Here is a 19,324-nt window from a genome sequence, read left to right as displayed (position 1 = left end):
GTTCGGACTCGGACCGCGCGGTCCCTTGATCAGCGTTCTAGGCTGCCTTATGACCGAGGAGCGGCCTGTGCGTTGGTTGAACGAAGCCGAGATGGCGGCGTGGCGCTCCTACATCGTGGCGACCCTGAAGCTGCGGCAGGTGCTGCACCGCGAGCTGGCCGTGCAGCACGACGTGTCACTGACCGACTACGAAGTGCTGGTGTGCCTGGAGATGCAGGCCGGGCACCGGATGCGGATGTCCGAGCTGGCCGTGCTGATGGGCTCGACGAAGAGCCGGCTTTCGCACCAGGTCGGCCGGCTCGAAGACGCGGGCGTGGTCCGGCGGGCCCGCGACCCCGAGGACAAGCGCGGGGTCATCACCGAGCTGACCGACGAGGGCCTGGCTCTCCTCGCGAAGGCGGCGCCGACCCACCTGGAAGGGGTGCGCGAGCACCTCATCGACCTGCTGAGCCCCGAGGAACAAGCGACGATCGCCGCGGCGTTCGACCGGGTGCTGGGCCACCTGTCCGAGGTGGACGGCTGACCCGGGCGCGGCTACGGCGCGCCCGGGGCCCGGAGCGGTAGCGGTGGGATTCGAACCCACGGAGAGGTTGCCCCCTCGCATGTTTTCAAGACATGTTCCTTCGGCCGCTCGGACACGCTACCTCGCCCCACGAGGGTAGCCGACGGGTTCGGGAGCACCCTGCGTCCGGGCTACTTCCAGCTCAGCGTCAACGCCGCGCCCTGCGCTCGTCCCGCTTCCGCCGCCGGGGTGCGGGTCGCCGGGTCCAGCGGGTTCTCGCCGACCGCCGCGATCGAGGCCTCGTCCGGGATGACCAGCGTGACCTCCGCGCCCGCCGCGCGCAGGTCGTCCAGCACCTCGAGCAGCGGCTTCTCCATCGGCAGCGGGGAATCCACCCCCAGCGGCGCGATCACCGTCACGCGGGTGCAGCCCGTCGCGTAGTCGGCGTTCTCGGCTGAACGGACGCCGCCGTCGACGTAGCGCCTGCCGTCGATCGTCACCGGGGGCCAGATGCCCGGGACCGCGCAGCTCGCCGCCACCGCGTCGACCAGGGACACCCCGGACGCGCGGTCGAAACGGCGTGGCTCGCCCGTCTCGGCGTCGACCGCCACGATCACCAGGCGCTGCTCCGGCCAGTCGTGCACCGGCAGGCGCGCCTCGATCACCGCGCGGCGGTCCACTTCGGACACCGTCTCGGCCGCCAGCGCGAGCCGGCCGACCGCGCGCCGGACCTCGGCCGGTGACGTCGATCCGGTGACCGCGCCGCCGAAGTCGGCCGCGAACTTCTCGAAGTCGATTTCGGCCGGGATCTCCGGCGTCTGACGCGCCGGGTCGACCTGGCGCGCGAACAGCTCCGCCAGTTCACTGCCGCTCGTCACCTGCGCGGCGACCACCGACCCCGCCGACGTCCCGACGAGCAGGTCCGCGCCCGTCAGGTCCTGGCCGTGCTCGGCCAGCCCGGTCAGCAGCCCCGTCGTCCACGCGATCCCGGCGACCCCGCCGCCACCCAGTACCAAACCCTGTCCGCCCATGCGGCCAGCCTAGCGAGGGGGTACGACAGTTTCAGGCCTGCTTCATGGCCTTGGCCGCGATCCGCGCCCGCACCTCGGGACGGCGCAACGGCGGGATGGTCGCCGGCGGCTGACGGCGCTCGGGCAGCTGCTCCAGCAGCCGCGTGGTGATCTCGGTGATCTCGGCGACCGCCGCTTCGAACGGCTCGCGCGTGGCGTCCGACAGCGACTGCACGCCGGTCACCTTGCGCACGTACTGGCGGGCCGCGGCCTCGATCTCCTCGCCCGTCGCGGACGGCTGAAGCCCTCTGAGGGTGGTGATGTTTCGGCACATGCCGCCCAGGGTACGACTCTTCGGAGCCTTCGATCACACGGTCGGGTAGGGCCGGGCGAACCTCGTTGACGTGCGAACCCGCGTTTGGGCAGTGTCGGGGAAGTGCCTCTCAGACCGCGTCCCTTCCGCTCCGCCCGCCCCGAACCCGGCATCCTCGAAGAAGAGACCCCCGAAACCCCGATCCCGGAACAGGCCTGGCCGCGCGTGCGGGCCGACGAGCTGGTCACCCTCGTGGCACACGTCTTCGCCGCCCACGGCTTCCCCGAAGCACGCGCCCGCATCGCGGCGGAAGCCCTCTGCCACGGCGACCTGACCGGTTCGCCCGAGACCGGCGTCGCCGACCTGACCCGGATCCACCTGCCGATGGTGAAGACCGGGCACGTCGTGCCGCACGCCGAGCCGCTGATGATCGCCGACCGCGGGGCCGCCGCGCTGCTCGACTACCGCCGCGCGCCGGGGCTCTGGGCGGTCGGCGACGCGATGGACCGGGCGGTGACGCGGGCCGGCCGCTTCGGCGTCGGGCTCGTCTCGCTGCGCGGCATCGGGCCGTTCGGCCGGGCCGGGCACCACGCCGCGCGGGCGCTGCCGCACGCGATGATCGGGCTGGTGCTCGCCGCCGGCGGCGAGCCCGGCCAGCCGATGAACCCCCTGGGCATGGCCGCGCCCGGGGGCGCGTACCCCGAGTTCGTCTTCGACATGGACCGCTCCGGTTCGGAAGGCGCGGGGCTGACGCTGCTGGTCGAGGTCCTCGCCGGGGTGCTCTCCGGCGTGGCCGACCACGAGCACGACACCGGCCTGCTGGTGCTGGCGATCGCGCCGACGACGCTGCGCAGCGCCGACGGCTTCTACCGCGCGGCCAGCGCGCTCTTCGGCAGCATGCTCGGCTGGGACGGCGGTGCGCCGATCCGCTACCCCGGCTGGCGCGAGGCCCAGCACCTGGAGCAGTGCCGGGCGCTGGGGGTGCCGCTGTCCGGCCCGGTGCGCCGCGAGCTGGACGCGCTGGCGGCGTCGATCGGCCTCCCGCCGCTGACCAGCGTGGGTTAGCGGACCAGGACGACCTTGCCGCGGTTCTCGCCGACCGCTACGACGTCGCCGCCGGTCAGCTGGCGGCCGCGGCGGGTCTCGACCTCGCCGTTGACGGTGACCTCCTCCGCGTCGATCAGGTCCTTCGCGTGGGAGCCGTCTTCGGCGAGGCCGGCCAGCTTGAGGAACTGGCCGAGCCGGATCGGCTCGCCGGTGATCGGTACGTCGACGGGGTCGCTCATACCCGCATCATGCCGCTCAGGCGCGGGCGGTCGTCTGCCGGTACAGCGCCTGGACGTCCGTGTCGAAGTAGCTCGAGTACGACGTGTCCGGGTCGTCGCCGCCGTACTCGAACCCGCCGATGACGCCGATGACCGTGCCGAGGTGGGTCTTCGGGTCCGGCGCGGTGACCCACGGGCCGCCGCTGGTGCCCGTCGGGAAGCCCGCGCAGTCCACCTTCAGCTGGAACGTGTCCTGCCGGCTGGTCGTGTTCCGGCAGACCGCCGGGGCCTCGGCGTCGTCCGGGTAGCCGGTGAGCGTGATGGCCTGCTCGAAGTCGGTGCCCGTCGCGAGGGTGTTCGCGCCGACCAGGCTTTCCAGGGGTTTCGCGGCCCCGGCCTGGTGGGCGGTGGCGAAGCCGACGTCGAGGTCCTGGTCCGACGACGTGCTCCAGCCGGGCGCGACGAGCTCGTCGGACACCGTCCAGAAGCCGAACGGCGCGACGCCGTCGTGGTAGCCGGGCGCGAACGTGACGCCGGTGAGGTAGTCGCCGCCCTCGCCGTCGTGGATGCAGTGGGCCGCGGTCAGCAGCACGTCGCCCTGGTCGCTGTGGACGACGCTGGCGGTGCAGTAGTGCGAACCGTCGAGGAACAGCGCGCCGACCGCCGGGCTGGACTCCGCGGGCAGGTCGGGTGTCGACACGGGTGCCGCTTCGATGACCCCGGCGTCCTGGCCGGACGCGTTCGCCGACCGCGGCTGCCGGGCCGCGACGACCACGAAGGCCGCGCCGAGCAGCAGGACCGCGGCGAGGGTGAGCAGGACGGCGGGCCGCCGCACGCGCATCGCCTCCTCGTCGTACTCGCCCCCGGACGCCTACCCCATCACCTTAAGGTGCCGCACCGACACGAACGGCACACCCACAGCAAGCTCACAGCCGCTAATATCCGTAACTCGCGAGTAACACCGGGTAGCACGGGGAGAGCCGATGAAGCAGTTCGCGGACAAGGTCGTGGTGGTCACCGGGGCGGGCTCGGGGATCGGGCGGGCGCTGTCGCTCGAGTTCGCCCGGCGCGGGGCGCGCGTCGCCCTCTCCGACGTCAACGCCGCGAACGCCGAGGAAACGGCGAAGCTGGCCGGGGACAACGCCCGGGCGTACGTCCTCGACGTCGCCGACCGCGCCGCCGTGCTCTCCCACGCCGACGAGGTCGCGGAGGAGTTCGGCCGCGTCAACGTCGTCGTGAACAACGCCGGCGTGGCGCTCGGCGCGACCGTCGAAGAGATGACGTTCGAGGACTACGACTGGCTGATGGGCATCAACCTCGGTGGTGTGGTGAACGGCACGAAAGCTTTCCTGCCGCACCTGATCGCTTCCGGCGACGGGCACGTCGTGAACATTTCCAGCGTCTTCGGCTTCGTCGGCGTGCCGACGCAGAGCGCGTACAACGCGGCGAAGTTCGCGGTCCGCGGATTCACCGAAGCCCTGCGCGAAGAAATGCTGATCGCGCGGCGCCCGGTCGGGGTGAGCTGCGTGCACCCCGGCGGGATCAAGACCAACATCGTGCGCAACTCCCGGAGCGCCGCCGACGACCAGGAGAAGGCCGCGCAAGGATTCGAGCGGATCGCCCGCACCACACCGGAGAAGGCGGCACAGACGATCCTGCGCGGGATCGAGCGGAAGTCGGCGCGGATCCTCATCGGACCGGACGCCTACGTCATCGACGCCATCCCGCGCGTGCTCGGCTCGGCCTACCAGCGGCCACTCGCGATGCTCGCGCGCATGGGGCTCAAGCAGTCGTAAAGGCGAATAGCATTCGGACTACGACTTTCGGGTTGTCTGCCGGCACAACGCTTCACTCAATGGAGTTGCGTTTCTGACAGGGCCGTCCGAAATGGTCCAGAATGCTTGGGGTCCGCGAGTCCCGCGTCCCGGAGGTCCCCGATGCTTCGCACCGCACAGCGCAGTGCGACCCGTCCGTCCAGCGACCGCACCGCGGTGGAGCTGCTGGACCGCACGGGAATCGTCGCGGCGAGCCTGCCCCGGCGCCGCCGCACCGACGACGACGTGGCGGCCGTCGAGCCGATCTACACCCGGCCGCCGGTGTGCGACCAGGACCTGCGCCCGAAGTCCGTGGTGATCCGGCGCCGCGCCCGCACGTGGCTCGGCAGCGGCGCCGCGGTGCTGCTCGTCGCGGTCGGCTGGCTGGCCGGCGGGACGGTCACCGGAAGCCTGTTCGCCTCGAACCGGGACGACGTCGCCCAGCTGGACGCGCGTCCCGCCGTCGCCGAGGCACCGGCGCCGCAGCCGCAAGCCCCGCAGGCGCCGGTGGCCACGCCGGCCCCGACGACCGTGTTCGTGCCGGTACCGGCCAAGCAGGCCCCGAAACAGGTTCAGGTGCAGGCGAAACCGCAGGCGAAGAAGACCGTGTCCGAGGAAGACGAGGCGCGCGTCGACCTGCCGAAGCCGACGCCGTCGTCGTCCCCCGACCCGGTCCGGTCCTGGGTGAACGTCGCCGAAAGCATGGTGCAGCAGTACCAGTACCGCGCGGAGACGACGACCATCCGCCGTTGATTCAGGCGCCGGACCAGCGGTATTCGTGTTCCGGGCGCCCGGTGGCGCCGTAGCGCAGGCGCATCCGGACCGTCCCCGACTCGGCCAGCGCCGTCAGGTACCGCTGGGCCGTCGCCCGCGCCATGCCCAGCTCGCCGGCCACCTCCGCGGCCGACAGCGGGCGGCCCGCCCGGCGCAGCTGCTCCGAGACGAGCCGGGACGTCGCCGTCGACTGGCCCTTCGGCGCGGACGTCCGGTCCTGGTCGTGCAGCACCCGGTACGCGCGGTCGACGTCGTCCTGGGCCATGGCCCGGTCTTCGGCGAGCAGGCCGCGGAAGCGCGCGTACGACGTCAGGCGTTCCGCTAGCTGGCGCGTGGTGAACGGCTTGATCAGGTAGTTGAGCGCGCCGGCGCGGATCGCCGCCGCCACGGACGAGCTGTCGGTCGCCGCGGACAGCACGATCGTGTCTGTCTGCAGCTCCGGGAGCACCGCGAGGCCGGACTCGTCGGGCAGGTAGACGTCGAGCAGGATCAGGTCGGGCGCGAGCTCCCGGACGCGGGCGCGGGCCTCCGCCGCGGTGTGCGCGGTGCCGACCACCGCGAAGCCGTCGACCTCCTCGACGAACCCGGCGTGCACCCCGGCGACGCGGAAGTCGTCGTCGACGATGAGCGTGCGGATCATCGGTCCTCCGTCAGCATTCCGGGCAGTTTCGCGACGAACAGGGCACCCGTCTCGCCGTCGCCGGGACCGGCCAGCCAGACGTCGCCGCCGCGGGCGCGGGCGGCCTGCCGGGCCAGCGCCAGGCCGAGTCCGTGCCCGGGCGCGATCTTCGTCGAGACGCCTTCGTCGAACAACGTCCGCCGCAGGTCTTCCGGCACGCCGGGGCCACTGTCCACAACGGACAGGTGCAGCGTCCCGTCCTCGGCGAGCAGGCTGATCTCGACGGTCGCCGGCCGCCGCGGACCCATCCGGGCCGCGTGCAGCGCGTTGTCGACGAGGTTGCCGATCACGGTGTTCGCGGCGATCGGGTCGGTCACGGTCGTCGGCACCCAGGTGTCGTCGGCGAGCTTGAGCGTGAGCCCCTTTTCCTGCGCCTGCTCGGTTTTCGCGACGAGCAGCGCCTGCAGGTACGGGTCGGCGACGGTGTCGCCCAGCTCGCTCGGCCGGGCTGACGACGAGTCGGTGAGCGTCTGCAGGTACTCGACGGCTTCGGTGTGGTGGCCGAGCTGGAGCAGGCCGTAGAGCGTGTGCAGCCGGTTCGCGAACTCGTGCCTCTGGGCGCGCAGGCCGTCGGACAGCGCGCGGATGCCGTCGAGCTCGCGGGTGACGGTGTCGAGGTCGGTGCGGTCGCGGAAGGTCAGCACGGTGCCGATGTCGCGCTCGTCGAGTCGCACCGCCCGGCTGTTGATGACGAGCACCCGGTTTCCGGCCACCGCGAGGAGGTTGTCGACCGGCAGCCCTTCGGCGACGGCCTTGTGCACCCGCGGGCTGAGCTCCAGCTCCGCCATCGCCGCGCCGATCGGGAGCTCGGTGCCGAGGAGGCGTTCGGCCTCGTCGTTGCGCACCGAGACGCGGTTCGTCTCGTCGACCGCAAGGACGCCCTCGCCGATCCCGTGCAGCACGGCTTCGCGTTCGTAGAGCAGCTCGGTGAGCTCGTGCGGTTCGAGGCCGTGCGTGACGCGGCGCAGCCGCCGGTTCAGCAGCGCGGACGCGCCGGCGCCGAGCAGCAGCGCGCCGCCGGCGAACACCAGGGTGATCGCCAGGAGGCGGTTGAAGTCGCCGGTCGGGTCGCCGACTTCGAAGCCGACGCTGACTTCGCCGACCACGCGCTGCCCCTGCCAGATCGGGGTCTTGCTCCGCACGGACAGGCCGAGCGTGCCGCTCTGCACCGCGCTGACCTCGTCCTCCCCGGCGAGGGCCCGGTCCGCGGGGGTGCTGACCGGCTTGCCGATCTCGGACCGCGTCGGGTGCGCGAGCCGGATGCCCTTGTCGTCGGTGATCACGACGAAGAGTGCTTCGTTGGCCTTCGTGACGGCGAGGACGCGCTCTTCGAGCGGGCCGGCGGGGAGCTTCGCGGCCGCGTTCTGGACGACGACGGGGTCCGCGGCGACGGATTTCGCGATGGCGAGCGCGCGGCGCCCGTACTGGTCGGTGAGGGTGCTGCGCAGGAGCACGCTGACCAGCGCCACCCCGATCCCGACGACCAGGGCGACCACGCCGATCTGCAGCAGCAGCACCTGCCTGCTGAACCGCATCCGCGGGAAGAGCGCCCACTTTGGCATGGCTCGGAACATACCCCCAGCTCACGGCCGTGCGCTAAATGAGCGAAACATTCAGAACGCACAGCTCGCGCGGAGAACGTCGACAAGCTTCACGTGGCCGCCACCCGTCCTTAACGTCCCTTCCCAACGTGACAGGCACCACGTGACGAAGGAGTCACCTCCCCATGGTTCCCCCACTGATCGAACTCACCGGAGCCACCAAACGGTTCCCGAGCGGGTCCGGTTCCGTGCACACGGCCGTCCGCGACCTGACCATGACCGTGCAGCCCGGCGAGTTCGTCGCCGTCGTCGGTCCCACCGGCTGCGGCAAGTCGACGACGCTTTCGCTCGTCTCGGGGTTGCAGCCGCCGTCCGCCGGCCGCGTGCGGGTGAACGGCGCAGACGTGAAGTCGATCCCGGACGGTGTCGGCTACATGTTCCAGACCGACGCCGTGATGCCGTGGCGGTCGGTGCTGGACAACGTCGCCTCCGGCCCGCGCTTCCGCGGGGCGTCGAAGGCCGAGGCCCGCGAGCAGGCCGTCGACTGGATCGCCCGAGTCGGGCTCGCCGGGTTCGAGAAGTACTACCCGCACCAGCTTTCCGGCGGCATGCGCAAGCGCGTCGCGCTGGCCCAGACGCTCGTCACCAAGCCGAAGATCCTGCTGATGGACGAGCCGTTCTCGGCGCTGGACGTGCAGACCCGCGCGCTCATGCAGGACGAGCTGCTGCGCCTGTGGTCCGGTTCGGGGGCCGCGGTGATCTTCGTGACGCACGACCTCGACGAGGCGATCGCGCTGGCGGACAAGGTCGTCGTGCTGACGACGTCGCCGGCCACCGTGAAGGACGTCTTCGAGATCCCGCTGGAGCGGCCGCGGAAGGTCGAGGAGCTGCGGCTCACCGACGAGTTCCGCAAGCTGTACGCCGACATCTGGGAATCGTTGCGCAGCGAGGTCGACAAGGCCCGTGAGAAGGGAGCGTCCAGTGTCGCTTGAGACCCCCGCGGCGACGTCCGCGCCGCTCCCGGTCCTCGAGACCGAGCAGGACATCCTGGCCCGCGCGAAGCAGGCCTCCTCGAAGCGCAAGCGCAACATCTGGCTGCTGCGCCTGGCGATCGTCGTCGTCTGGCTGGGCAGCTGGGAGCTGACCGCGACGTACTGGATCGACCCGTTCTTCTACTCGAAGCCGTCGAAGATCTGGGAGCGGCTGGTCGAGTGGTTCGGCGCCGGGACCGACTTCGGCTCGATCTGGTACCAGATCCTGGTGACCGTCGAGGAAGCCGCGATCGGCTTCGTCATCGGTGCCATCGCCGGGGTCGTGTTCGGCGTGATCCTCGGCCGCAGCTCCTACCTCGCGCAGGTGCTCGCGCCGTTCATCAAGGCCGCCAACGCGTTGCCGCGCATCGTGCTCGCCGCGCTGTTCGTCATCTGGTTCGGGCTCGGGCTGTCGTCGAAGGTCGCGACCGTCGTCGTGCTCGTGTTCTTCGCGGTGTTCTTCAACGCCTTCACCGGTGCCCGTGAGGTCGACCGCAACCTGATCGACAACGCCCGCATCCTCGGCGCGACCCGTGGCCAGGTCCTCAAGTCGATCGTGCTGCCCAGCGCGACGTCGTGGATCCTGTCGTCGCTGCACGTCGCGTTCGGCTTCGCGCTGATCGGCGCGGTCGTCGGCGAGTACACCGGCGCCAAGGCCGGCATGGGCTTCCTGATCGCCAACGCGCAGGGCACGTTCGACACGGCGGGCGTGTACGCCGGCATGCTGATCATCACCGTGGTGGCGCTGCTCGCGGAGTGGGGCATCAGCTCACTGGAGGGCAGGCTGCTGCGCTGGCGCCCGCCGTCCGCCGCCGATGCCGCGCACGGGGTGGTCTGACATGCGCCTGAAGAGGGCAGTAGCCGTGGCGGCCGCGCTCACGGTCACCCTGGCCGGGGTCACGGCGTGCCGCGACTCGCGGGAGATCTCTCTCGGTACCACCGGCCAGCCGCACATCAAGATCATGATCGGCGGCATCTCGAAGGTCATCTACCTGCCCGGCCAGCTGGCGCAGCAGATCGGTGCCTACAAGCGGCAGGGGCTCGACGTCGAGCTCTTCGACCAGCCGTCGGGCGCCAACGCCGAGACGTCGCTGCTGGCCGGCGAGGTGCAGGGGGTGGTCGGGTTCTACGACCACACGATCGACCTGCAGGCCAAGGAGCAGTGCATCCAGAGCGTCGTGCAGTTCGCGAACGTGCCGGGCGAGGCCGAGATGGTCGCCACCGGCAAGGCCGGCGAGATCAAGTCGGGCGCGGACTTCAAGGGCCGCAACCTCGGCGTCACCTCGCTGGGCTCGTCGACGGACTTCCTGACGAAGGCGCTGGCCGCGCGCGGTGGCGTCAGCTCGAAGGACTACACGCCGGTCAAGGTCGGCGCCGGGCAGACGTTCATCTCGGCGATGAACCAGGGTTCGATCGACGCCGGGATGACCACCGACCCGACGATCGCGCAGCTGACCAACACCGGTCAGGCGAAGGTGCTCTACGAAATGCGCACGGTCGAGGGCACGAAAGCCGCTTTGGGTGGTTTGTACCCGGCCAGCTCGCTGTACATGGGCTGCGAAATCGTGAAGCGGTATCCGGACATCGTGCAGAAACTGGCCAACGCGTACGTCGAAAGCCTGAAGTGGATTTCGACGCACACGCCGGAACAGGTCGCCGACGTCATGCCGCCGTCGTTCGCCGGCGGGGACAAGGCGCTGTACGTGAAGTCGCTGAAGGACAGCCTGCCGATGTTCACGAAGGACGGCCGGATGGACCCGGCGGGCGCGCGGAACGTGCTGAAGGTGCTGGGCGAGTCGTCCAGCAACGTCAAGCCGAAGAAGGACAAGATCGACCTGTCGCAGACGTACACGACGAAGTTCGTGGACGCCGCGAAGGCGCGGTCCCAGCAGTAGGAGCCCCGCTCACCTGACCGGGCGGTTGGTGAGCGATATGGACCCGTAAAGGCCTCTTTCCCCCGCGGAGGCCTTTACGGGTCTTTTCGGACAATCTTTCGGCCAATGGGAAGACCATGCGAAAGTAGCTACCTTCTTTTTGGTGAGACTCCAACACTTGAGGACACGGCTTTCCCGGTCCCCATCGGTGAACGGAGTCCCCGCATGTCCAGAATCCTTTCGTCGCGCGCTGCCCGCGTCCTCACGGCGGTTGCCGCGGCGGCCGCAGGCTTGGCTGTCTCGGGTACCGCCCATGCGGCGGTCGAGTACGGCTCGCACTTCCACGGGCACCAGTTCTCCGGCGGCAACTGGGGCGGATACGTCAGCTTCGGCAGCTTCACCACGGCGACGGCGAGCTGGACCGAGCCGACCGTGACGTGCCGGTCGAGCAACGACCTCTTCGCGCCGTGGGTCGGCATCGACGGCGACGGATCGTCCACAGTGGAACAGACCGGCGTCGAGACGGACTGCTCGAGCGGACGTCCGGTGTACTCCGCCTGGTACGAGATGTACCCGGCCGCGCCGGTGTACTACAACGTGTCGGTCGGCGCGGGCGACCACATCACCGCGACCGTGACCCGCACGGCCACCAACACCTACCGGCTCGACCTGTCCGACACGACCAAGGGCTGGACGAAGACCACCACGAAGTCGCTGACGTCGAAGCACGCGTCGGCGGAGGCGATCATCGAGTCGCCGACCGACTCCTACCCGACGATCTCCGGCGGCATCAAGTTCACCGGCGTCAAGTTCAACGGGACGAACCTGGCCTCGACCAGCCCGTCCGCGCTGAACGCCGACGACCGCGGCACGAACACCTGGATCCCGGGCGCGATCGGCTCGGACGGCCAGAGCTTCACGATCTCGCGGCACTGACCTACTTGAGGTTGTTGATGGCCCACGAGACCACCATGACCGCCAGGACGAGCGAGATGGCGGCCTGCAGCATCATCGTCATCTTCGCCCAGATCCGCAGGGGCATGACGTCGGTGGGGCTGAAGGCGGCCGCGTTCGTGAACGAGAAGTAGAGGTAGTCCAGGTAGGACGGTTCCCAGTCCCGGTGCGCCAGGTCCGGGTCGGCCATCTGCGGGAACTGCAGGTCGGGGAACTCGGCCCGGCCTGCAGCCCGCCGGCCTGGGCCGCCACGGTCGAACTCCCAGTACCAGAGGGAGAAGGCGACGATGTTCGTCCAGTAGACGATCCCGCCGGTGACGAGCACGGCCCCGGGGCGGTCGCCGATCGTGCCGGTCGCGATGCCGTAGACCAGCTGCACCGCGGACGCGCCGTTCACCGTGGTCACGGCGGCCACGAGCAGCAGCGAGATGACCCGTTCGACGGCGCTGAAGTGCGACATCCGGCCCGGGTTGACCAGCAGCAGCGCGACGACGAGCAGCCCGGAGACGGCGGGCAGCAGCCAGCGCGGGTGCAACGCCATGTCGGCGGGCAGGGCGACCTGCAGGACGAGCGTGGCGACGACGACGCCCATCGCGGGCCACCGCGTCTCGCCGGAGGTACGCCGGCGCCAGGCGGGAAGAGCCTCTTCTGTCACGCGCTCAACGTAGGACGAGCCCGCTCGGCTAGCCAGCCGGTGCCGTGGTGACTTCGCCGGGCAGCTTGCGCGCCACGTCCGTCCGTGACCGCGCGCCGAGCTTCCGTAGCACCTTCGCCACGTGCTGTTCCACCGTCCGCGGCGAGAGGAACAGCCCGTCCGCGATCTCGCGGTTCGTCCTTCCCTCCGCCAGCATCCGCGCCACTTCGCGTTCCCGTGGCGACAGCTCGCTCCCGTACCCGCGCCGCCCGCGTTGCGACGGTGCCCACGCGCCGTGCTCGCGCAGCTGGTGACGGCACCGGCCCGCGTCCCGCGTCGCGCCCAGCTGCTCGTAAGCCTCGGCCGCCGCCGTCAGCTCCTCGACGGCGTCGCGGTTGCCCGCCGCGAGCCGGCACATCGCCGCCCGCTCGCGCATGCCCGTCGCCGGGTACGGCATCGGCAACGCCGTGTAGCCCGCCGCGGCTTCGTCGAACAGCGTCGCCGCGGCCAGGTGCTTGCCGCGTGCCTCCAGCAACACCGCCCGGCCGGCGATCAAGGCCGCCGTCGCGACCGGGGCGTCCCGGTCTTCGATGCCGCGGGCGAACGCCTCGACCACGCTGTCGGCCTCCGGCCAGCGCCCGGCCCGCGCGTACGCCTGCGCCGCCGCCGGGACCAGCGCCGCCGCCCAGATCCAGACGCCCTTGCGCCCGGCCGCGGCCACCGCCGCGTCGGCCGCCGCGCACGCGCCGTCGACGTCGTCGGTCGCGAGCAGAACCGTGATCAGGACCCCGGCCGCCGAAAGGACCACCGGGATCGGCCCGCGGTCCGGCGCGTGGACGCTCGCCGCGGTCAGGTGCCGTTGCGCGGCGGCGAACTCCCCGCGCACGGCCGCCAGCCCGCCGAGCACCAGCGACGACTCCATGACGATCGGGCCGAGCTCCGGATAGCTGTCGCGCAGCTGCTCGGCCGCTTCGGCGAGCCCGCTCCAGCGCCCGCGCACCCAGTCGAGCCGGACGCGGGTGCCCTGGATCAGGCCGATCGCGTACAGCGCGCCCGCGTCGGTCGCGCGCCGGACGCCCTCGGTCACCAGCCGTTCCGACCGGTCGAGGTGCCCGGCCCACGACTGGCCGTCGGCGAGGTTGCACCACAGCCGGGCCAGCTGGACGCGCTCGGCGACCGTGCCCACGGTGTCCGACAGCGCCTCGAACTCCGCCCACGCCGAGCCGTCGCCGACGTGCGACGCGGCCGCGATGCGGTCGACGGTCAGCGCGAGCCGCAGCTCGGGGTCGTCGAGCCGCTCGTACACCTCGCCCGCGCGGGCGCGCCAGGATTCGTGCCACGACAACGGCGTCAGCCCGTCGATCGGCTGCGCGAGCAGCGTGATCCCGCGCGCGGCGAGGTCGGGCCGGTCGGTCAGCTCACCGATCGCGCGCTCGACCTCCAGCCGCCCGCGGCCGAGCCCGCCGATGGTCCGGACCTGCAGCATGCCGAGGCTCAGCCGGATCGAGCCGCGGACCGACGGCGGCAGCGTCACCTCTTCGAGGACGCGCTCGAGCGTGCCGATCACGTCGGGGCGGAACCCCCGCAGCGCGACCTGGCTCAGCTTGCCGGCGACGCGCCCGATGTCGGACTCCGCCGGACCGGGTTCGGCCAGCACCGACTGCAGGAGGTCGATCGCGCGGGACGTCTCGCCGCGGGTGACGGCTTCGTCCGCGGCGGCTTCGGCGTAGTGGCGCCACTGGTCGACGCGGCCGGCCGCGCGGGAGTGCCGGGCCAGCAGCGTGAGCGGCGGGGACGGCTGCGCGGCGAGCACGCGGATCGCCTGCGCGTGCAGCAACGCGCGCTCGGGTCCGCTCACCGTGTCGTAGACCGCCTTGCGCGCCAACGGGTGCCGGAAGCCGTACTTGCCGTCGCCGACCTCGCCGAGCACACCGCCGGACAACGCGGCCAGCAGCGCGGTGCGGAGGGTGTCGTCGGCGAGCCCGGCCAGCTCACCGAGCACGGCGGCTTCGGCACCGACGCCGAGCACCGCGGCCGCGCCGGCCAGCCGCACCGCCGGCTCGGGCAGCGTGGAAAGCCGTTCGGTGACGGACTCGCGCAGCAGGACCGGGACTTCGAGGTTCTCCAGCATCCGGTCGGAGAGGACTTCGCCGACCGGCAGCCGTTCGGCCGCTTCGCGCAGGGCCCGCAGGGTTTCTTCGACCACGAACGGGATCCCGGCGGTGCATTCGTGCAGCTTCGCCGCGAACTCGTCGGTGACGCGGGGCAGCTCGAGGATTTCGACGGCGAGCTTGCGCACCGCCGTGACGTCGAGGGCGCCCAGCGCGACGCGCGCGGAGTGCACCGCGGGGTCGGTGCGGAAGGGGGCGCCGAGCGGGCCGGGGCGGACGTCGGTCGCCGAGCGGTAGGTGGCGACCACCGCCAGCTCCGGCGGCATCGTGCCGGCGAGGAACCGCATGAGGTCGCGGGTGTCCTCGTCGGCCCACTGGAGGTCGTCGATCAGCACGAGCGCGGGTCCGCACGCCCGCAGGACCTCCCGCACGGCGCGGAAGACGCGGTGGCGTTCGGCGACCGGGTCGGCGAGGGGCTCGGGCCGCGGGGGAAGCGCTTCCGCGAGCTCCGGCAGCAAGGGCCGCAGCACGCCGGCGACCGGGCTCAGCGGGCCGAGCGGTGTCTCGCCCACCCCGCGAAGCGCTTCCAGGACGGGCCCGTAGGGGAACGGTTCCCGCAGTGGCTGGCAGGCGCCGGTCAGGACGCGGCTGCCCTCGAACTCCTTGCGGCGCCCGATCTCCGCGAGCAGCCGGGTGCGGCCCATGCCGGGCTCGCCCTCGATGAGCACGGCGGCCGGGCGCCGCTTGAGCACGTCGACGATGGCGTCGAGCTCGGTGTCGCGGCCGGTCAGCCGGGCGGGTCCGGACCGGACGGACACCGAGGTGGGGCGGGGAGCCGTGAGCCACATGACGCGCCCTCCTCGACCTGCCGGGGTGTGCGCGGGAGCCTAAGCAGCGTTGTTCGGTCCGTAAACCATTAACCGACTAGGTGGTCAGTACCGCCATCACACGTCCGCCTACCCGCTGTCACCGGTTTGCCGGGGGATTCGCCGGTTTCGGGTCACCGTGCGTGCGAAACCGGGGCGACTACTGCGTTCCGGCCGCGGTTCACGCGTTCCGGGTGTCGTGATCGCTACCGAAAGTAGTGTCCGGAAACCCTACTTAAGGACCTGTCCGACCGGGTGACAACCCGTGGCCGGGACCGCTTGGAGCAGGGGATTCGTCCGGGGTGAATGCGTATACCCATTCGCCGGGCGCCCGGATTGCACCGTAACGCCCACTGCGGGGACCCTCACCCGGGGGAGTACCACTGCGTGGCCGGTGCAGAGCCGCGCGTAACCACCTAGGGAGAAGCATGAAGATCGCCAGACTCTTCGGTGCCGCTGCCGCCGCGGTGATGACGACGGGTGCGCTCGTCACGCTCGCCGTTCCCGCGTCGGGCCAGGACCTGCTGAACCCGGACATCGTGCCCGCCATGCAGCGCGACCTGGGCCTGACCCACGACCAGGTGCTGACGCGGCTGAAGAGCGAAGACGTCGCGAACAAGGTCACCGAGGCCGTCAGCGCGACGCTCGGCGGCGCGTTCGGCGGCGCCACCTACAACGCCGCCACGGGCAAGGCGCACATCCAGACCACGAACGCCGCCGAGGTCGGCAAGATCCAGGCGGCCGGGGCCGAGGCGGAGGTCGTGAAGTTCAGCGCCCGCCAGCTCGACTCCACTGTGGACACCCTGAACGCCCGCGACAACGCGGCGCCGTACGCGATCACCGGCTGGGGCGTCGACTCCACCACCAACCGCGTCACGCTTTCCGTGCTGCAGGGCCAGCGCGGCGCGGCCGACACCTTCCTGACCCAGTCCGGTGTGGACAAGTCGTCGGTCACGATCCTCGAGACGGCTTCGAAGCCGACGCTGCACGCCAACATCCGCGGTGGGGACGCCTACTACATCGGTGGCTCGTCACGCTGCTCGGTCGGCTTCGCGACGACCACGGGCTTCGTCACCGCCGGCCACTGCGGCGCGCTCACCGGCGGCGGCTCGCTGACCGGTTCGAACGGCGCGGCGCTCGGCAGCTGGATCACCTACCGCTTCCCCGGCGTCGACTACGCGGCGGTCCGGACCAACAGCAGCTGGACCCCGGTCGCGCAGATGAACAACGGGACCGCGGTGCGCGGGTCGTCGAACGCGGCGACCGGCTCGTCGGTCTGCAAGGCCGGCTCGACCACCGGCTGGACCTGCGGCACCATCGGCGCCAAAAACCAGAGCGTCCGCTACTCCGAGGGCACGGTCAACGGCATGACCGCGACCAACGTCCGCTCGGCGGCCGGTGACTCCGGCGGCGGCTTCATCGCCGGCAACTACGCGCAGGGCGTCCTGTCCGGCGGCAACACGAGCGTGACCTACTTCTACCCGATCGCCGGCGCGCTTTCGGGCACCGGCACCACACTGAAGACCAGCTGACCGCTCCTGAGAAACAGCGAAAGGGCGGGTTTCGAGTGCCTCCAGCGCACTCGAAACCCGCCCTTGTCCTCGCCGCGGGATTGGGAGGTTCAGGGGTCAGACGTTGCTGATCTCCTCGATCAGCCCGTCGACGTCGAAGTGCGCGCTCTCTTCGCCGAGCGGCACCAGCTCGTAGGACGCGTCGAGGAACGTCCGGATGTCTTCGGTCTCCAGCTCGAACGACGCATAGCCGTCCGGTGACTCGATTTCCAGGGTGAGGAAGTCCTCGTCCTCGGACAGGTCGGGGCGGACCCGGACGTCGCCGAGGCCGGCCGGCTCGTCGAGGCCGGCCACCAGGAGGTCACGCGCGAAGGTCCATTCGATCCACCGGCCGCGCTCGGTCCGGAACGCCACGGTGACCGCGAACGGCTCGTCGGCGTGGAACGAGAGGCGGGACAGGACGGGCGTGGTGCTCTCGTTCAGCACCACGAACTGGCTCTGGTGAACGGCGTCGGTCTGCATGGCCCCTCCTGGAGTCCGGGTGGTTCGCGCGGCGCGAACTGTTCGAGGAGGAGATGACCAGGCCTTGCGGTCATGACGGAGAAACTCTCACGTTCACTTGATCGGTTGCATCCGTCCATTGTGGTGTAACGTCCGGCACATACCCCTTGCGTTCAGCCCGCGACTGCCGGTGACGGTTCGCGCAGGGCTCCGGGGAGCTTCTTCCGCAGCACGAGCAGCGCCGGGATCGCCGCCGTGCAGGTCAGGGCCAGTACCGACCACGTCAGCGCGTTGCTGACGCTGAGCAGGACGGCCAGCAGGCCGGGGGCGAGCGCGACGGGCAGGCCCCAGGAGAGCTGGAAGATCGAGCTGGCCCGGCCTTCGGCGCCGGGCGGCGCGGCCGCGGCGGCCGTCGCGGTGCCGGTGGGGCCGAACATCGCCTCCGCGACGGAGAACCCGAGGCTCGTCACGAGGATCAGCCCGGCGGCGACGTGCAGGGGGACCATTTCCAACGGGATCAGCAGGGCGAAGGAAACCGCGAACAGCGTCGCGGCGCCGATCAGCGCCGCGGTCCGGCTGCGCCCGGCGAGCAGGGTGACGATCGGGCGCTGCGCGGTCACGACGACCACGGTGCCGAGCGTGATCGCGGTCCCGGCGATCCACTGTGGACCGTGCAGGAGATCGCGCACGACGATGGGCAGCACGGCGAACTTGCTCGCGCTGGCGAGCGTGAAAGCCGTGTGGGTGACGCAGAACCCGGTGAAGGGCCGATCCCCGAGCACGGCCCGCCAGCTCCCGGACGTCGTCCGCGTGCGGGCTTCGGCGCGCGGGAGCAGCCGGATCAGGACCGCCGCCACCGCGAAGCTCGCCGCGTTCACGTACGCGAGCGCGTGGAACGCCGCCTGGCTCGTGATCGTCGGCAGGACCGCGGTCGCCGCCGCTCCGATCCCCGCGCCGGCGAAGCGTCCGACGGTCTGCGTCGCCAGCATGCGGTCCGTCTCGCTCCCGGACGTGAGCCGGGCGACCATCGGCGCGTTGCACGTCCAGAACAGCCGGTCGCCGAAGCCGGCTACCACCGAAACCACGATCACCTGCCAGCTGGTGTGGACCAGTGGGTACGCGCAGAAGGCCACGAGCCGCACGAGGTTCCCGGCGATGAGCAGCGCCCGCGGCCCGAACCGGTCCATGGCGGCCCCGGTGGCCGGCCCGGTGACGAGCGCGAGCAGCGCCCCGGTGCTCAGCGACGTCCCAGCGTCGAGCAGGCCCATGCCCTGGCCGTGGACGAGGAACAGCAGTGCGAACGGCACCCACAGCCCGCTGCCGAGCGCGTCGATCAAGGTCGCGACGAGAAAGATCCGGCGGTTCCGAAGCATGCATCCCCCAGGTGGACAGCGCTCCAGAATATCGCCAGGCCTACGGCCCGAGCGGCAGGCTGAGCCCGACCTTCACCCGGTCCATCGCCACGCTCGTCGTGAAGTGCCGGACGTTCGGGTTGTCGAAGAACATCCGCCGGGTGAACGCCTCGAAGCCCGCCATGTCCGGGCACGTCACGACCAGCACGAAGTCCGCGTTGCCGGTGACGTAGTAGCACTGCTGGACGCAGTCGTCGGCGAGGATCTGGCGGCGGAACGCGTCCAGGACCGCCAGGTTCTCCCGCTCCATCTCGACCATGACCACGAACGTCATGCTCAGCCCGAGCGCCGCCGGCGACAGCACCGCGACCTCGCGCTCGATGACCCCCGCTTCGCGCAGCCGCTTGATCCGCCGTTGCACCGCCGCGGCCGAGAGCCCGACCTTCGCCCCGATCGTCTCGGCGATGGTGCGGGCGTCCTCTTGGAGGCAGGCGAGGATGGCGATGTCCAGCTGGTCGAGGTCGGGAGTCTGCACTCCAGCAGGCTAGCCGGGACCCCCGACGATTTGCCCGGCGTTCGCTCCGCGCTCACT

At 71.2% G+C, this 19,324-nt stretch carries 20 protein-coding genes and 1 tRNA gene; 9 read left to right on the top strand and 12 right to left on the bottom strand.

Translation table 11 applies throughout. From position 1 onward, the window contains the following. The first annotated feature begins 49 nt into the window (after positions 1-49). On the top strand, positions 50-523 hold the full coding sequence (locus tag ACZ7OU_RS05000) for a MarR family winged helix-turn-helix transcriptional regulator (protein WP_470254280.1): 474 nt from the start codon (positions 50-52) through the stop codon (positions 521-523). Between the two features lie 35 nt (positions 524-558). Here ACZ7OU_RS05000 and ACZ7OU_RS04995 read toward each other — a convergent pair. From ACZ7OU_RS04995 to ACZ7OU_RS04985, 3 genes are all read right to left on the bottom strand, one after another. Further along, positions 559-645: transfer RNA gene (locus ACZ7OU_RS04995), tRNA-Ser, on the bottom strand. A 48-nt stretch (positions 646-693) separates the two neighbouring features. Continuing rightward, positions 694-1,533, bottom strand: coding sequence for a patatin-like phospholipase family protein (locus ACZ7OU_RS04990; RefSeq protein ID WP_470254279.1), 840 nt, complete (start codon positions 1,531-1,533; stop codon positions 694-696). 31 nt (positions 1,534-1,564) lie between these two features. Further along, positions 1,565-1,846, bottom strand: coding sequence for a DUF2277 domain-containing protein (locus ACZ7OU_RS04985; protein WP_470254278.1), 282 nt, complete (start codon positions 1,844-1,846; stop codon positions 1,565-1,567). A 102-nt stretch (positions 1,847-1,948) separates the two neighbouring features. Between ACZ7OU_RS04985 and ACZ7OU_RS04980 the strand changes: the two genes are divergently transcribed. Continuing rightward, complete coding sequence (locus ACZ7OU_RS04980; protein ID WP_470254277.1) at positions 1,949-2,890, top strand: Ldh family oxidoreductase; 942 nt, start codon at positions 1,949-1,951, stop codon at positions 2,888-2,890. Here the strand turns inward: ACZ7OU_RS04980 and ACZ7OU_RS04975 are convergent. Together ACZ7OU_RS04975 and ACZ7OU_RS04970 are read right to left on the bottom strand one after the other, a co-directional pair. Beyond that, entirely contained in the window at positions 2,887-3,111 is a 225-nt protein-coding gene (locus tag ACZ7OU_RS04975; RefSeq protein WP_470239878.1) for an RNA-binding S4 domain-containing protein, read from the bottom strand. The two genes, ACZ7OU_RS04980 and ACZ7OU_RS04975, sit on opposite strands and share 4 nt — an antisense overlap. Before the next feature lie 16 nt (positions 3,112-3,127). Next, positions 3,128-3,931, bottom strand: a complete 804-nt coding sequence (locus ACZ7OU_RS04970) for a trypsin-like serine peptidase (protein WP_470254276.1) — start codon at positions 3,929-3,931, stop codon at positions 3,128-3,130. Positions 3,932-4,073: 142 nt separating this feature from the next. Here ACZ7OU_RS04970 and ACZ7OU_RS04965 point away from each other — a divergent pair, with 142 nt between their 5' ends. Beyond that, positions 4,074-4,886: an SDR family oxidoreductase gene (locus ACZ7OU_RS04965; RefSeq protein ID WP_470254275.1), complete on the top strand. Its 813-nt coding sequence runs from the start codon at positions 4,074-4,076 to the stop codon at positions 4,884-4,886. Between the two features lie 141 nt (positions 4,887-5,027). Beyond that, positions 5,028-5,657, top strand: a complete 630-nt coding sequence (locus tag ACZ7OU_RS04960) for a hypothetical protein (RefSeq protein WP_470254274.1) — start codon at positions 5,028-5,030, stop codon at positions 5,655-5,657. Position 5,658: 1 nt separating this feature from the next. Here the strand turns inward: ACZ7OU_RS04960 and ACZ7OU_RS04955 are convergent, their stop codons facing one another. Together ACZ7OU_RS04955 and ACZ7OU_RS04950 are read right to left on the bottom strand one after the other, a co-directional pair. After that, a complete protein-coding gene (locus ACZ7OU_RS04955) occupies positions 5,659-6,318 on the bottom strand; it encodes a response regulator (RefSeq protein WP_470239874.1) in 660 nt (219 codons plus the stop codon). Then, the gene (locus ACZ7OU_RS04950) at positions 6,315-7,892 is read right to left on the bottom strand and encodes a sensor histidine kinase (RefSeq protein WP_470255882.1); all 1,578 of its coding nucleotides are present in this window, start codon (positions 7,890-7,892) and stop codon (positions 6,315-6,317) included. Before ACZ7OU_RS04950 ends, ACZ7OU_RS04955 begins: the two co-directional genes overlap by 4 nt. Before the next feature lie 191 nt (positions 7,893-8,083). Between ACZ7OU_RS04950 and ACZ7OU_RS04945 the strand changes: the two genes are divergently transcribed. The 4 genes from ACZ7OU_RS04945 to ACZ7OU_RS04930 all read left to right on the top strand — a co-directional run bounded on the left by ACZ7OU_RS04945 (position 8,084) and on the right by ACZ7OU_RS04930 (position 11,739). Beyond that, on the top strand, positions 8,084-8,890 hold the full coding sequence (locus ACZ7OU_RS04945) for an ABC transporter ATP-binding protein (RefSeq protein ID WP_470254273.1): 807 nt from the start codon (positions 8,084-8,086) through the stop codon (positions 8,888-8,890). Beyond that, positions 8,880-9,767 carry an ABC transporter permease gene (locus ACZ7OU_RS04940; RefSeq protein WP_470239872.1) on the top strand — a complete coding sequence of 296 codons (888 nt, stop codon included), beginning with the start codon at positions 8,880-8,882 and terminating at the stop codon, positions 9,765-9,767. The genes ACZ7OU_RS04945 and ACZ7OU_RS04940 overlap by 11 nt, the downstream gene beginning before the upstream one ends. 1 nt (position 9,768) lies before the next feature. Further along, positions 9,769-10,824, top strand: a complete 1,056-nt coding sequence (locus ACZ7OU_RS04935) for an ABC transporter substrate-binding protein (protein WP_470254272.1) — start codon at positions 9,769-9,771, stop codon at positions 10,822-10,824. Between the two features lie 204 nt (positions 10,825-11,028). Then, the gene (locus tag ACZ7OU_RS04930; RefSeq protein ID WP_470254271.1) at positions 11,029-11,739 is read left to right on the top strand and encodes a G1 family glutamic endopeptidase; all 711 of its coding nucleotides are present in this window, start codon (positions 11,029-11,031) and stop codon (positions 11,737-11,739) included. Position 11,740: 1 nt separating this feature from the next. On the opposite strand, the gene ACZ7OU_RS04925 is transcribed toward ACZ7OU_RS04930, so the two are convergent. Both ACZ7OU_RS04925 and ACZ7OU_RS04920 read right to left on the bottom strand, forming a co-directional pair. Next, positions 11,741-12,349, bottom strand: coding sequence for a hypothetical protein (locus ACZ7OU_RS04925; protein ID WP_470255881.1), 609 nt, complete (start codon positions 12,347-12,349; stop codon positions 11,741-11,743). 91 nt (positions 12,350-12,440) lie between these two features. Continuing rightward, a complete protein-coding gene (locus ACZ7OU_RS04920; RefSeq protein ID WP_470254270.1) occupies positions 12,441-15,350 on the bottom strand; it encodes an ATP-binding protein in 2,910 nt (969 codons plus the stop codon). Between the two features lie 446 nt (positions 15,351-15,796). On the opposite strand from ACZ7OU_RS04920, the gene ACZ7OU_RS04915 reads away from it, so the two are divergent. Then, the gene (locus tag ACZ7OU_RS04915; RefSeq protein ID WP_470239868.1) at positions 15,797-16,900 is read left to right on the top strand and encodes a S1 family peptidase; all 1,104 of its coding nucleotides are present in this window, start codon (positions 15,797-15,799) and stop codon (positions 16,898-16,900) included. Between the two features lie 96 nt (positions 16,901-16,996). Here the strand turns inward: ACZ7OU_RS04915 and ACZ7OU_RS04910 are convergent, their stop codons facing one another. The 3 genes from ACZ7OU_RS04910 to ACZ7OU_RS04900 all read right to left on the bottom strand — a co-directional run bounded on the left by ACZ7OU_RS04910 (position 16,997) and on the right by ACZ7OU_RS04900 (position 19,267). Continuing rightward, on the bottom strand, positions 16,997-17,401 hold the full coding sequence (locus ACZ7OU_RS04910) for an SsgA family sporulation/cell division regulator (RefSeq protein WP_470239867.1): 405 nt from the start codon (positions 17,399-17,401) through the stop codon (positions 16,997-16,999). 152 nt (positions 17,402-17,553) lie between these two features. Beyond that, complete coding sequence (locus ACZ7OU_RS04905) at positions 17,554-18,753, bottom strand: MFS transporter (RefSeq protein ID WP_470254269.1); 1,200 nt, start codon at positions 18,751-18,753, stop codon at positions 17,554-17,556. A gap of 40 nt (positions 18,754-18,793) precedes the next feature. Continuing rightward, complete coding sequence (locus ACZ7OU_RS04900) at positions 18,794-19,267, bottom strand: Lrp/AsnC family transcriptional regulator (protein ID WP_470239865.1); 474 nt, start codon at positions 19,265-19,267, stop codon at positions 18,794-18,796. Positions 19,268-19,324: the final 57 nt, after the last annotated feature.

This window comes from Amycolatopsis sp. NPDC114505 (assembly GCF_055633615.1).
This window is presented reverse-complemented; position numbering and strand designations above follow the sequence as displayed.